Genomic DNA, 13,033 nt, shown 5'->3' with positions numbered 1-13,033 from the left:
GAGATCGACCACTGGTCCGAATTGGGGATACGCGGTCGTAACGGCCGGGCGGTTACCGGATCACCTTGTCGCTTTCCACGTCTACGCAGGTCAGAACGGCGTGTCCGGCGTCACTCGGGGATATCTCCGGCCGTCCGCGACTTCTCGCGGGGCGGTTTGGCCGTATGCGTGAGTGAGGTGTCGCACATCATTCTGGTGTGCTGCGGGCGAGGTTGACGTGGTCTCCGTGACTCGTGGTGAGCGTGAGCTTGCCGTGGTCGGGGGTACCGGTGAGCGCCTGGCCGCCGAGCAGCCCGCCGAGCAGCCGCTCGAACGCCATCCGGGCGTTGTCGCAGGCCATCCTGGTGGTGCGCAGCGGTCCGAAGGTGACGCCGTCGCCGCGCAGGGTGACGGGGGCGCTGAAGCTGTTGCAGCCGAGGTTGCCCGCGGCGGTTCCGTCGTCGCGGACGAGCAGCCGGGCGGAGGCCGGCGCGGGGTGGGTGGCGCCCTGGGCGGTGACGCTCACGACGCGCCACTCGACGCCGGCCAGGGGTTCGTCGACGGTCACCGCTCCACTGTGCGCGGGCGCGGCGCCACAGGCCACCGCCAGAGGGAGGAGAAGGGCGAGGACGGCGGGCGCTTTGGTCCGTTTCATACCGTTACGACGGCCAAGCGCTTCGCCCGGTTCCCTCGGTCCCCCTCAGGACATGACCGGCAGCAGCCAGCCGATATCGGCCCGCTCCCCGCTCGCGCTGACCTTGGCGTCCTCCACGGCCGTCCGCCAGTCCGTCCGCCCGGTGGCGAGCCGTACCCAGGTCAGCGGATCGGTCTCCACCACATTGGGCGGGGTGCCGCGGGTGTGCCGGGGCCCCTCCACGCACTGCACCACGGCGTACGGCGGCACGCGCACCTCGGTGGAGCCGCCGGGCGCCTTCGCGGCGAGCGCGTCGGCGAGCAGCCGGGTGGTGGCGGCCAGCGCCTGCCGGTCGTACGGCACGTCGAGCCCCGGCACGGCCGCGTTCAGGTCGTCGGTGTGCACGACGAGTTCGACGGCCCGGGTGACCAGGTAGTCGTCCAGGGACAGGACCCCGGCGTTGGTCGGCAGCAGCCGGCTGCCGGGGTGCTCGGCGAGAAGGCCGCGCAGGGAGGCGTCGATGTCCGCGAGGTAGGCGTCGAGGTCGGGATGCTCGGCGGTGAGGTCCCGGGTGAACGCGTCGATGGCGGCGGAGTTGGCGGCGGTCGCGAACGGCCAGTCGAGCAGCACGGCGTCCGCCTTGGCCGGCTCGGGATGCGCGATCGCCCGCTGTACGGCCGTCACCGCCATCCCGATGTGCACGACCAACTCCCGCACGGACCAGCCCGCGAGCCGGGTATCCCCCGCCAACTGCTCCTGGCTCAGCCCCCGTACGGCATCCCGCACCGCCCCGAACTGACCGAGGACCGCGGCACGGGTCCGGACGGGATCGTACGTACGGGCACGCTTCTTGGCCGGGGGCATGGGGGGAGCTTATGCGCTCTCACCCGTGTGGGTGAGCACCGACGGAAACCCGCGCCGGGTCGCCGGGAGCGGGCAAGGCTGGCTTCCGCCTGGAAGGGGGTGCAACATGACGGTTATGGCCGAGCGCACGTCTCAGATGTCGGTGCAGGAGTTCGAAACGATCGCCTCCGCCGCTCCCGAGACCGTCACGTTGGAGTTCATCAACGGACGGATCGGAGTCAAGAAGGTGACGGATGGAGACCACAACGTGATCGTCTCCTGGCTTGCCCGGCGGTGTATGCAAGTCCGGCCCGACTTGGATCTGGTCTACGGCCAGGGGCTCCGGGTGGAGGCATACCGAGAAGGCAGGGCAAAGCCGGATGCGGTGCTGGCGCCCATGGCCCATTTCGCTGGACACGGCGAGTGGGCCGACCCGGCCGGAGCCCTCATGGTCGTCGAGGTCACCTCGTACGACTCCGACACCGACCGGCGGGACCGGCACGAGAAGCCGACCGCGTACGGCCAGTCAGGAATCCCGCTGTATCTCTTGATCGACCGGGACGCCTGCACCGTCACCGTGCACAGCAACCCGGACCGGCACGTCGGTGGATACCGCGACGTCCACACCGCGAAGTTCGGAGAGAAGGTACTCGTTCCCGGCCCGATGAACATCGAGCTGGACACGGAGATCCTCAAGAACTACGTCCGCTGAACCTCGCGAGAATCCCCCGCCCGGAACCTGAATCCGGGCGGGGGAGGCCGGTTCCGTGCCTACGCCAGCAGGGACGGGATCGTGTTCTCGTGGGCCTCGCGCAGGTCGGCCAGGGAGAGGGTGAACTCGCCCTGGATCTCCACCGAGTCGCCGTCCACGACGCCGATGCGGGTGACCGGGAGGCCGCGGGCACCGCACATGTCGTTGAAGCGCAGTTCCTCCGAGCGGGGGACGGCCACGAGGGCGCGGCCGGCCGACTCGGAGAGGAGGAAGGTGAAGGCGTCCAGGCCGTCCGGGACGACCAGGCGCGCGCCCTTCCCGCCGAGCAGGGCCGACTCCACCACGGCCTGGATCAGACCGCCGTCGGACAGGTCGTGCGCGGAGTCGATCATGCCGTCACGGGAGGCGGAGATCAGGATCTCGGCCAGCAGCCGCTCACGCTCCAGGTCGACCACCGGAGGCATACCGCCCAGGTGGTCGTGGATCACCTGGGACCAGGCGGAGCCGCCGAACTCCTCGCGGGTGTCGCCGAGGAGGTAGAGCAGCTGCCCCTCCTCCTGGAAGGCGACCGGGGTACGGCGGGCGACGTCGTCGATCACACCGAGGACCGCGACGACCGGCGTCGGGTGGATCGCCGCCTCGCCCGTCTGGTTGTAGAGCGAGACATTGCCGCCGGTCACCGGGGTGCCGAGTTGCAGACAGCCGTCCGCGAGGCCGCGTACCGCCTCCGCGAACTGCCACATCACCGCCGGGTCCTCGGGCGAGCCGAAGTTCAGGCAGTCCGAGACCGCGAGCGGCTTCGCGCCCGTCGTCGCCACGTTCCGGTACGCCTCCGCCAGCGCCAGCTGCGCGCCCGTGTACGGGTCCAGCTTGGTGTAACGGCCGTTGCCGTCCGTCGCGATGGCGACGCCGAGGCCGGACTCCTCGTCCACCCGGATCATGCCCGAGTCCTCGGGCTGCGCCAGCACCGTGTTGCCCTGCACGAAGTGGTCGTACTGCTGCGTGATCCACTTCTTGGACGCCTGGTTCGGCGACGCCACCAGCTTCAGGACCTGCTCGCGCAGCTCCTCCGAAGTCGCCGGGCGCGGCAGCTTGTTCGCGTCGTCGGCCTGGAGCTCGTCCTGCCAGGACGGGCGCGCGTACGGCCGCTCGTAGACCGGACCGTCGTGCGCGACCGTGCGCGGGTCGACGTCGACGATCTTGCCCCCGTGCCAGAAGATCTCCAGCCGGTCGCCGTCGGTCACCTCACCGATGACGGTGGCGATGACGTCCCACTTCGCGCAGATCTCCAGGAAGCGCTCGACCTTGGCCGGCTCCACGACCGCGCACATGCGTTCCTGCGACTCGCTCATGAGGATCTCCTCGGGCGAGAGCGTCGAGTCGCGCAGCGGGACGTCGTCCAGGGTCACGCGCATACCGCCGGAGCCGTTGGACGCCAGCTCACTGGTCGCGCAGGAGAGTCCGGCCGCGCCCAGGTCCTGGATGCCGACGACCAGCTTCTCCCGGAACGCCTCCAGGGTGCACTCGATGAGCAGCTTCTCCTGGAAGGGGTCGCCGACCTGCACCGCGGGCCGCTTCGAGGGCTTCGCGTCGTCGAACGTCTCGGACGCGAGGATCGAGGCGCCGCCGATGCCGTCGCCGCCGGTCCTGGCGCCGTACAGGATGACCTGGTTGCCCGCGCCGGAAGCCTTGGCGAGGTGGATGTCCTCATGCCGCATCACACCGATGGCACCGGCGTTGACCAGCGGGTTGCCCTGGTAGCAGGCGTCGAAGACGACCTCGCCGCCGATGTTGGGCAGGCCCAGGCAGTTGCCGTAGCCGCCGATGCCCGCGACCACGCCCGGCAGGACGCGCTTGGTGTCGGGGTGGTCGGCCGCGCCGAAGCGCAGCGGGTCGACCACCGCGACCGGGCGGGCGCCCATCGCGATGATGTCGCGGACGATGCCGCCGACGCCCGTGGCCGCGCCCTGGTAGGGCTCCACGTACGAGGGGTGGTTGTGCGACTCGACCTTGAAGGTGACCGCGTAGCCCTGGCCGACGTCCACCACACCGGCGTTCTCGCCGATGCCGACGAGCAGCGCGTCCGACTCGGGCGCCTTCTCGCCGAACTGGCGCAGATGGACCTTGGAGGACTTGTACGAGCAGTGCTCGGACCACATGACCGAGTACATGGCGAGTTCCGCGCCGGTCGGACGGCGGCCGAGGATCTCCACCACCCGCTCGTACTCGTCCTTCTTCAGGCCGAGTTCGGCCCAGGGCAGCTCGACGTCGGGGGTCGCGGCCGCGTGCTCGACCGTGTCCAGAGGCGTCCGGCTCATGCGTTGACCAGCTTCTTGAGGATCGAGGTGAAGAAGGGGAGGCCGTCGGTACGGCCGGAACCGATCAGCGGCTCGACGGCGTGCTCGGGGTGCGGCATCAGGCCGACGACATTGCCCGCCTCGTTGGTGACGCCGGCGATGTCGTTGAGCGAGCCGTTCGGGTTCATGTCCAGGTAGCGGAAGACGACACGGCCCTCCGCCTCCAGCTTGTCGAGCGTGTACGGGTCGGCGACGTACCGGCCGTCCATGTTCTTCAGCGGGATGTGGATCTCCTGGCCCTGGCGGTAGTCGCCGGTCCAGGCCGTCTCCGCGTTCTCCACCCGCAGCTTCTGGTCGCGGCAGATGAAGTGGAGGTGGTCGTTGCCGAGCATCGCGCCGGGCAGCAGATGGGCCTCGGTGAGCACCTGGAAGCCGTTGCAGATACCGAGGACCGGGAGGCCGGCCTTCGCCTGCTCGATGACCGTGTCCATGACCGGCGAGAAACGGGAGATGGCACCGGCCCGCAGATAGTCGCCGTAGGAGAAACCACCGGGCAGGACCACGGCGTCGACCTGCTTGAGGTCCTTGTCCTTGTGCCAGAGGGCGACCGGATCGGCGCCCGCGAGACGGATCGCGCGCTGGGTGTCCCGGTCGTCCAGGCTCCCGGGGAAAGTGACGACGCCAATACGAGCGGTCACTTCGCCGCCTCCGCGACTTCCGCGCCCTCTTCCACCTTGACGGTGAAGTCTTCGATCACCGTGTTGGCGAGGAAGGATTCCGCGAGATCACGGATGCGGGCGAGCGCGGCCTCGTCGACCGGGCCGTCAACTTCCAGTTCGAAACGCTTTCCCTGACGGACGTCCGAGATCCCTTCGAATCCCAGGCGCGGCAGCGCACGCTGGACCGCCTGGCCCTGGGGGTCGAGGATCTCCGGCTTGAGCATGACGTCGACTACGACGCGTGCCACTGGCACTCCCGATGTGTGGTGCTGAGCAGGTTCCTTCAGACTACCCGCACAAAATTTCTACGCGAGTAGAGTTGGAGGAAACTACGTGAGGCGCATCACGATCGGGTGTCGGAGCCCGGTGGTCGTGAAAAGTTCTGGGAAAGTTCGACGGGCCGCCCGCAACCCCTATTGCGTTCGGACACGCGGACGGATTTAGTCGGGCTTCACTTTGCATTGCCGGGCACTGTACAAATGAATTGGCAATAGCCGATACTCGGCATGTCGACGCCGGTGAGCTGTATCGACGTGCCGCACGAAGGGACCGATATTCGTGGCGCAAAAGGTCGTGGTCACTCTCTTTGACGACATCGACGGCTCGGAAGCGGCGGAAACGATCGCCTTCGGACTCGACGGCAAGTCGTACGAGATCGACCTGAACGAAACCAACGCCAAGAAACTGCGCAAGGCGCTCGCGCCGTTCGTCGAGGCCGGCCGCAAGCGGTCGCGCTCCGGCAAGGCGTACAAGCAGACCGAGGTCGCTCCCGACCCGGCGGCCGTGCGCGCCTGGGCCCAGGCCAACAAGATGGACGTGCCCGCGCGCGGGCGCATCCCCAAGAAGGTCTACGAGGCGTTCAGCAGCGCGCAGTGAGGCGTGCCAGGCCCGCGAAGGGGCGGCGCCCAGGGTCCGTCAGCGGGCCCTGGGCGCCGTGCACTTGGGGCGCCGGAGCGGCCGCCCGGGGAGCCGACTTGCGCTACCCCCCTGCTGATCAGCTAATGTCTGAGACACGCCGAAGGGCAAGGCCGAAAAGCCGAAACCCCGAGGATCGTGCGGGTGTAGTTCAGTAGTAGAACATCCCCCTTCCAGGGGGAAGGCGCAGTGTGCGATTCCTGTCACCCGCTCTGGCATCGGCCGTCCCGACCACTCTTGTGGATCAGGTAGGCTGGTGCTCGCACCGATCGGTGGGAGCCGGTCGGGGGCAGTGCGGACGTAGCTCAGTTGGTAGAGCGCAACCTTGCCAAGGTTGAGGTCGCGAGTTCGAGCCTCGTCGTCCGCTCCAAGGAAAAACCCCGGTCTTCGCGACCGGGGTTTTTTCGTGTCCTCCTCTGGTGTGCTCTCCCCGCTCTCCTCGAAGCGACATCCGAACCGCCCGCTGACATTTGTCATGCCGGCCGATGACACCGCGCACTGCCGGCCCTCCCCGGACGCCGGGACGCTGAAGACATGGACATCGACGGGCACGAGCGGGTGATCGAGGTCACCGGCCTCACACGTGTCTACGGCGGCGGATCCGGCGGATTCGAGGCCGTACGCGGAATCAGCTTCTCCGTGGCGCGCGGGGAGATCTTCGCGCTGCTGGGCACCAATGGCGCGGGCAAGACCTCCACCGTGGAACTCCTGGAAGGGCTCGCCGCGCCGACCGGCGGCGAGATCAGGGTCCTCGGGCACGATCCCTACCGGGAACGGGCCGCCGTACGCCCCCGCACCGGGGTGATGCTCCAGGAGGGCGGCTTCCCCGCGGAGCTGACCGTCGCCGAGACCGCGCGGATGTGGGCGGGCTGCACCAGCGGCGCCCGGCCCGCGGCGGAGGCGCTGGCGCGGGTGGGGCTCGGGGACCGGCTCGGGGTGCGGGTCAAGCAGCTGTCCGGCGGCGAACGGCGCCGGCTCGACCTCGCACTCGCCCTGCTCGGCGACCCCGAGGTGCTTTTCCTGGACGAACCGACGACCGGCCTGGACGCCGAAGGCCGCCGGGACACCTGGGAGTTGGTGCGCGCGCTGCGGGACGCCGGGACGACCGTGCTGCTCACCACGCACTATCTGGAGGAGGCCGAGGGCCTGGCCGACCGGCTCGCCATCCTGCACACGGGCCGTATCGCCGCGGCGGGCACCCCGGCCGAGGTCACCGCGGGCCGCCCCGGCCGGATGTCCTTCCACCTGCCCGAGGGCTACCACCTGGGCGATCTGCCCCCGCTGGCCGCCCTCGGCGTCTGCGGCCATGAGCACGAGGGCCGGACCGTACGGCTGCACACCACCGACCCCCAGCGCACCGCCGCCGGCGTCCTCGCCTGGGCCGACCGCACGGGCCTGCGCCTGCCCGCCCTCGATGTGCGCTCGGCCTCCCTGGAGGAGGCGTTCCTGGGGATCGCGGGGCACGACAGCGGGCTCGGTCAGGGGGTGGCGGCATGAGCGGGGCCGTACGGACGTCTGCGGGACGGCAGTTGAGGACGTCTGCGGGACGGCGGTTGGGGGCGCTCGGGCGGGCCGAACTCGCGCTGCTCGGGCGGAACCGGGGGGCCGTGGTCACCGCGCTGCTGGTGCCGCTCGCGCTGCCGTTCACCGTGCGCGGGGCGTACGCGCGGCTCGATCTGAAGGCGCACGGGGCGAGTGCCGGCATCGCGATGCTGACGGCCGCCATCGGCTTCTCCTTCCTCTTCGCCGTCTACACCGCGCTGGTCGGCGCGTTCGTCGCCCGCCGCGAGGAACGCGTCCTCAAGCGGCTGCGCACCGGCGAACTCTCCGACGCCGAGATCCTCACCGGCACCGCCCTGCCCGCCGTCGGACTCGGCCTCGCCCAGGTCCTGGTGCTGTCCGTCGGCTGCGCCCTGCTGCTGCACACCGGCCCACCGAAGGCGCCCTGGCTGATCCTGCCGGGGCTGCTGTCCGGTCTCGTGGTGAGCGCCGCGCTCGCCGCCGTCACCGCGTCCTTCACCAGGACCACCGAGAGCGCCCAGGTGACCGCGCTGCCCCTGCTTCTCGTGTCCATGCTCGGCTCCGGGATCACCGTCCCCGCCGCGGCCCTGCCCGACCGGATCGCGTCCCTGTGCGCGCTGCTCCCGCTGTCCCCGGCGATCCGGCTGGTCGAGGCGGGCTGGACCGGGCGGTCGAGCGGCCCGGGGACACTGGCCGCCCTGGCCACCGCGCTGGCCTGGGCCGTGGTGGCGGTGTTTGCTGTACGACGGTGGTTCCGCTGGGAACCACGGCGCTGAGGACGGGGGTGCGACGCATGCTGGGGCGGCTGCGGGGCTGGCAGCGGCGGTACTGGGGCGAGCGGAGCAAGGCGGAGCGGGTCGAGCTCCAGAGCGTGGTCACCTGGAAGGCCACCATCTGGTTGTTCCCGCTGAGCTGGCTGCTGCCCCCGATCACGGTCGGCTTCCACCGGCACCCCGGAGCCCTCGCGCTCGGCCTCCTGCTGATCGCCGTCGGTCTGCTCCAGTGCCTGGTCGCCTGCCGGCTCACCCGCCCGGCGCTCGACCACTACCTCGGCCGGTCCGAACTGCCCGCGCGCGCCCACCGTGGTCCGGCCCTGCTGCTCGCCCTGGCCCTCGCCCTGCTCGTGACGCTCGTCGCGCTCGGCAGGCTCAACGGGCCCACCAGCCGGATGGTGCTCGGCGCGGTGCTGGTGTCCTTCGGCATGACCTACGCGTTCACCGTTCCCGTGGCCGTGTTCCTGCGCCGGGCCGCCGCCCTGTCGGCGCTGCTCGTGGTCGTCCTGCTGCTCGCCCATCCCAGCGGCCTCGGTGCGGCGGCGACCGCGCTGGCCGCCGCCTTCGCCACCGCCTTCACCCTGCTGGCCGCCCGCTGCGGCGCCTGGACCCTCGCGGTGCTCTGGGAGGCCGAGCGCGGCCGGGAGGTCCAGGCCCGGCTCGCGGTCGCCGAGGAGCGGCTGCGGTTCGGGCGCGATCTGCACGACGTCCTCGTGCGGAACCTCTCCGTGATCTCCCTCAAGAGCGAACTGGCCGTCCAACTGGCCCGGAGGGGGCGGCCGGAGGCGGTGGAGCAGATGATCGAGGTGCAGCGGATCGCGCAGGAGTCCCAGCGGGAGGTGCGGGCCGTCGTACGCGGTTACCGTGAAGCCGATCTGGGTGCCGAACTCGCGGGCGCACAAGGCGTGTTGGAGGCGGCCGGGATCGGCTGCGAGGTGCGCGCGGAGCCGGCCGGGCTGCCCACCGAGGTGCAGTCGGCGCTCGGCTGGGTGGTGCGGGAGGCGACCACCAATGTGCTGCGGCACGGGGACGCACGGCGGTGCGCGGTGGGGCTGGCGGTACGGGAGGGAGTGGTGGTGCTGACGGTGGAGAACGACGGGGTGCGGGCCGCCGCGACGGGCACGAGCGGCGGGTCGGGGCTCGCCGGGCTGCGGGAGCGCCTCGCGGCGGTGGGCGGGACGCTGGCGGCCGAGGTCAGGGGCGAGGACGGGTTCCGGCTGGTGGCCGAGGTGCCGTTGCCGGAGGGGACGCCGCTGCCGGACGAGGCGCCGCGCACGGCGCGGGAAGTGAGTGACATCACGTCATGAGTGATCCGGTACGGCTGCTGCTCGCCGACGACGAGCATCTGATCCGGGGCGCGCTGGCCGCCCTGCTCTCCCTGGAGGACGATCTGCTGGTGGTCGCGGAGGCGGCCACCGGGCCCGAGGCGCTGGCGATGGCGCGGGCGCACGCCCCCGATGTGGCGGTGCTGGATCTCCAGATGCCGGGCGCGGACGGTGTGAGGGTCGCCACATCACTGCGGGCCGAACTGCCCGGCTGCCAGGTGCTGATCATCACCGGCCACGGTCGGCCCGGGCATCTGAAACGGGCGCTCGCGGCGGGGGTGCGCGGGTTCGTGCCGAAGACCCTCAGTGCCCGGCGGCTCGCCGAGATCATCCGGACCGTGCACGCCGGAAACCGTTATGTGGACCCGGAATTGGCGGCCGACGCGATCTCCGCCGGGGACTCCCCGCTGACCGCCCGGGAGGCGGAGGTGCTGGAGCTGGCCGCCGACGGGGCGCCGGTCGCGGAGATCGCCGAGCGGGCCGCGCTGTCCCCCGGGACCGTGCGCAACTACCTCTCCTCGGCCGTCACCAAGCTCGGCGCCGAGAACCGGCATACGGCAGTGCGTCTCGCCCGCGAGCGAGGTTGGGTATAGTAGCTGTCGCGCCACGGCGCACTGCGGACGTAGCTCAGTTGGTAGAGCGCAACCTTGCCAAGGTTGAGGTCGCGAGTTCGAGCCTCGTCGTCCGCTCCAGAGAAAGACCCCGGTCCATCGGACCGGGGTCTTCTTCATGTGCCTAGGACCAGCTGGTGCCGGTGAGACGCTCGTACGCCTCCACGTACTTGGCGCGGGTGGCGTCCACGACCCGCTGCGGCAGCGCCGGCGGGGGCTGCTCGCTCCTGCGGTCCCAGCCGGACTCCGCGGAGGTCAGCCAGTCGCGCACGAACTGCTTGTCGTACGACGGCTGCGCGCGCCCCGGCTGCCACTGGTCGGCCGGCCAGAAGCGGGAGGAGTCCGGGGTGAGCACCTCGTCGGCGAGGACGAGCGTGTCGCCGTCGAAGCCGAACTCGAACTTGGTGTCCGCGAGGATGATGCCCCGCTCACGGGCGATGTCGCGGGCCCGGGAGTAGACGGCGAGGGTGGCCTGACGCAGCTGGGCGGCGGTCTCCGCGCCGACCTGGCGGGCGACCTCCTCGTACGAGACGTTCTCGTCGTGCTCGCCGACCTCGGCCTTGGTGGCCGGGGTGAAGATCGGGGCGGGCAGCTCGGAGCCGTCGACGAGGCCCTCGGGCAGGGCGAGGCCGCACACGGTCCGGGACTCCTCGTACTCCACCAGGCCCGAACCGGTGAGGTAGCCGCGGGCCACGCATTCGACCGGGACCATCTTCAGGGACTTGCAGACCAGAGTCCGGCCCGCCCAGTCGGCGGGGGCGCCGGCGGGCAGTTCCTCGGAGATCACATGGTTCGGGGCCAGGTCGCGCAGCTGGTCGAACCACCACAGGGAGAGCCGGGTGAGCACACGGCCCTTGTCGGGGATCTCCGTGGGGAGCACCCAGTCGTAGGCGGACATGCGGTCGCTGGCGACCATCACGAGGTCGCCCGCCTCGTTCCGGTACAGGTCCCGCACCTTTCCGGTGTGCAGGTGCACCAGGCCCGGAACCTCGATCGGCTCGGGCTTTTCTACGAATCCGGACACGGTTCCTCCCCGTGGTTCTGTCCAACTGCCTCGATTCTCCCTTATGGGGGCGGTCGGTTTCGGCCAGGGGTCGTCCGGGGCCGGGGGCGGCTCAGTCACGTTTGCAGATGCGGTCCAGGAGGTTGGCCGTGGCCCGCTGGATACGGGGGTCCACATGGCCGGGGCGGTCCAGGGCCGGGGACCAGGCGAAGGTGCCGGAGGCGAACACCCAGGCGCCGGACGGGGCCCGGTACAGGGAGGTCTCCTGGTGGCGCAGGGTGCCGCCGGTGTCGGTGTAGGGGGAGTGGGCGAGCAGGATGCGCTCGTCGTGCGCGGGCAGCGCGGTGCGCGGGAAGTACCGGTCGGCCTCGCCCGCGACCAGGCCCGGGATCTCGTCGCCCTCGTGCGCGCCGGTGGCCTCCCACAGCCAGTGCCGGGCGTTGCGCACGATCAGCGGGCGCGGTTCGGGGACCCGGCCCGCGTACTGGATGCCGATCAGCTCCTGCTCGGGGCGGTCGACCTCCCGCCACAGCACCGGCTTGCCGGGGCCCTTGCGCTTGCGGCAGGTCAGCAGCCGGTCCGGCGTCCCGGACGGCGAGGCCCCCAACTCGACCTGCCAGTACATGGTGTTGGCGGACAGGAAGACCAGCGAGGTGCCGTGGTCGCGGGCCCGCTCGGCGGCGCGGCGCATGGGCCCCGTCCAGTACTCGTCGTGGCCGGGGAAGATCAGGCCCCGGTAGCGGGTGGGGTCCACCCGGCCGGCGTGCAGATCGCGGGCGTCGGCGTAGGCGAGGTCGTAGCCGTAGCGCTCGGCCCAGCGGATGACGTCGTAGGCGTGCCCGACATGCAGCGGCAGGCCCGCGCCCGCGTACGGCCGGTCGAAGGAGACCGTGGTCGCGGCGTCCGCCTCGCCGAGCAGCGCGCCCTGTTCGTCCCAGGCGTGGTAGAGGCTGGCGCCGGTGTGGCCGTCCTCCGGATACAGGTTGTACGCCTGCCATGTGACATCGGGCAGCAGCAGGAGCAGATCGGCGGGGCGGTCGTCGCGGACCGTGAACGGCACATGGGAGCGGTGGCCGTCGGCGGTGGTCAGCACGGCCACATAGGCGCCGACGCTCCAGTGCGAGGGCACCTGGAGGCGCCAGGACTGCCACCAGTGGTGGCAGGAGACCGTGCGGTCGGCGGTCAGCGGCGGGGGCTGCACGATGCCGGACAGCCGGGGGCTGGTGGTGATCTTGGCGGCGCCGTCGCCCGCGTAGTGGCCGATCCGGTAGATGTCGACGGCGAACTCCTGCGGCGGGTCGACCGTGATGTGGAAGTCGATCGCCTCGCCGGGCGCGACCGCGCCGGTGGCGGTGAAGCCCTTGATCTGGCGGTGTACGTCGTCGGCCGAGCGGGGGCCGCCGGGGGAGGTGCGCGGCGCGGGGATGCGCGCGTCGCCCCGGGTGTGCTGCTGGGGGACGGCGTCGACGTACCAGGGCACGACATGGCCGGTGTCGTCGAAGTAGGTCTCGCTGCCGCGCAGCCAGGGCACCGGGCCCAGGCCGAAGGGATCGGTGACGGCGTGCGCGATCGCTCCGGACTCCCAGCGGCGGATGTGGTCCGAGGCCATGGTCACTCCCCTCCCCGAGCCCCCCGATGTCCTGTGGGCGGGTGGTACTCGCGGTGCTCGGCCGTGCTGTCGTATGTCGCATGCCTTTGCCA

At 71.1% G+C, this 13,033-nt stretch carries 13 protein-coding genes and 3 tRNA genes; 9 read left to right on the top strand and 7 right to left on the bottom strand.

The window, feature by feature from the left end; genetic code table 11:
• Positions 1-187: 187 nt before the first annotated feature.
• Complete coding sequence (locus tag HEP81_RS20090) at positions 188-634, bottom strand: META domain-containing protein (RefSeq protein WP_037650690.1); 447 nt, start codon at positions 632-634, stop codon at positions 188-190.
• Positions 635-679: 45 nt separating this feature from the next.
• Positions 680-1,477, bottom strand: coding sequence for a maleylpyruvate isomerase family mycothiol-dependent enzyme (locus tag HEP81_RS20085; protein WP_037650687.1), 798 nt, complete (start codon positions 1,475-1,477; stop codon positions 680-682).
• 106 nt (positions 1,478-1,583) lie between these two features.
• Here HEP81_RS20085 and HEP81_RS20080 point away from each other — a divergent pair, with 106 nt between their 5' ends.
• A complete protein-coding gene (locus HEP81_RS20080) occupies positions 1,584-2,168 on the top strand; it encodes a Uma2 family endonuclease (RefSeq protein WP_037650685.1) in 585 nt (194 codons plus the stop codon).
• A gap of 59 nt (positions 2,169-2,227) precedes the next feature.
• Here HEP81_RS20080 and purL read toward each other — a convergent pair whose 3' ends face one another.
• The 3 genes from purL to purS are packed head-to-tail and all read right to left on the bottom strand — an operon-like array spanning position 2,228 to position 5,432.
• A complete protein-coding gene (purL, locus tag HEP81_RS20075; RefSeq protein ID WP_037650681.1) occupies positions 2,228-4,486 on the bottom strand; it encodes a phosphoribosylformylglycinamidine synthase subunit PurL in 2,259 nt (752 codons plus the stop codon).
• A complete protein-coding gene (gene purQ / locus HEP81_RS20070; protein WP_037650679.1) occupies positions 4,483-5,163 on the bottom strand; it encodes a phosphoribosylformylglycinamidine synthase subunit PurQ in 681 nt (226 codons plus the stop codon). The genes purL and purQ overlap by 4 nt, the downstream gene beginning before the upstream one ends.
• Positions 5,160-5,432 (bottom strand): phosphoribosylformylglycinamidine synthase subunit PurS, encoded by a 273-nt coding sequence (gene purS / locus HEP81_RS20065; protein WP_037650676.1) that lies wholly within the window; start codon positions 5,430-5,432, stop codon positions 5,160-5,162. The genes purQ and purS overlap by 4 nt, the downstream gene beginning before the upstream one ends.
• A gap of 310 nt (positions 5,433-5,742) precedes the next feature.
• Here purS and HEP81_RS20060 point away from each other — a divergent pair, with 310 nt between their 5' ends.
• The 8 genes from HEP81_RS20060 to HEP81_RS20025 all read left to right on the top strand — a co-directional run bounded on the left by HEP81_RS20060 (position 5,743) and on the right by HEP81_RS20025 (position 10,410).
• Positions 5,743-6,060: a histone-like nucleoid-structuring protein Lsr2 gene (locus tag HEP81_RS20060; protein WP_037650674.1), complete on the top strand. Its 318-nt coding sequence runs from the start codon at positions 5,743-5,745 to the stop codon at positions 6,058-6,060.
• Positions 6,061-6,239: 179 nt separating this feature from the next.
• Positions 6,240-6,311 (top strand) — tRNA-Gly (locus HEP81_RS20055).
• A gap of 82 nt (positions 6,312-6,393) precedes the next feature.
• Positions 6,394-6,469, top strand: a tRNA-Gly gene (locus HEP81_RS20050).
• A 164-nt stretch (positions 6,470-6,633) separates the two neighbouring features.
• The gene (locus HEP81_RS20045; protein ID WP_051849825.1) at positions 6,634-7,596 is read left to right on the top strand and encodes an ABC transporter ATP-binding protein; all 963 of its coding nucleotides are present in this window, start codon (positions 6,634-6,636) and stop codon (positions 7,594-7,596) included.
• The gene (locus HEP81_RS20040; protein ID WP_051849822.1) at positions 7,593-8,396 is read left to right on the top strand and encodes an ABC transporter permease; all 804 of its coding nucleotides are present in this window, start codon (positions 7,593-7,595) and stop codon (positions 8,394-8,396) included. Before HEP81_RS20045 ends, HEP81_RS20040 begins: the two co-directional genes overlap by 4 nt.
• A 17-nt stretch (positions 8,397-8,413) precedes the next feature.
• Complete coding sequence (locus tag HEP81_RS20035; RefSeq protein WP_037650670.1) at positions 8,414-9,700, top strand: sensor histidine kinase; 1,287 nt, start codon at positions 8,414-8,416, stop codon at positions 9,698-9,700.
• Positions 9,697-10,311 carry a response regulator transcription factor gene (locus HEP81_RS20030; RefSeq protein WP_037650667.1) on the top strand — a complete coding sequence of 205 codons (615 nt, stop codon included), beginning with the start codon at positions 9,697-9,699 and terminating at the stop codon, positions 10,309-10,311. Before HEP81_RS20035 ends, HEP81_RS20030 begins: the two co-directional genes overlap by 4 nt.
• Before the next feature lie 23 nt (positions 10,312-10,334).
• Positions 10,335-10,410 (top strand) — tRNA-Gly (locus HEP81_RS20025).
• Positions 10,411-10,453: 43 nt separating this feature from the next.
• On the opposite strand, the gene HEP81_RS20020 is transcribed toward HEP81_RS20025, so the two are convergent.
• Together HEP81_RS20020 and HEP81_RS20015 are read right to left on the bottom strand one after the other, a co-directional pair.
• A complete protein-coding gene (locus HEP81_RS20020; protein WP_037650665.1) occupies positions 10,454-11,353 on the bottom strand; it encodes a phosphoribosylaminoimidazolesuccinocarboxamide synthase in 900 nt (299 codons plus the stop codon).
• 91 nt (positions 11,354-11,444) lie between these two features.
• The gene (locus HEP81_RS20015; RefSeq protein WP_037650845.1) at positions 11,445-12,941 is read right to left on the bottom strand and encodes a N,N-dimethylformamidase beta subunit family domain-containing protein; all 1,497 of its coding nucleotides are present in this window, start codon (positions 12,939-12,941) and stop codon (positions 11,445-11,447) included.
• Positions 12,942-13,033 lie beyond the last annotated feature (92 nt).

Origin of the sequence: Streptomyces griseofuscus (genome assembly GCF_014673495.1) — a bacterium.
In the GTDB taxonomy this organism is placed as follows: Bacteria; Actinomycetota; Actinomycetes; order Streptomycetales; family Streptomycetaceae; genus Streptomyces; species Streptomyces murinus.
The sequence above is the reverse complement of the archived record's forward strand: the minus strand, read 5'-3'. Positions and strand labels throughout refer to the sequence as shown.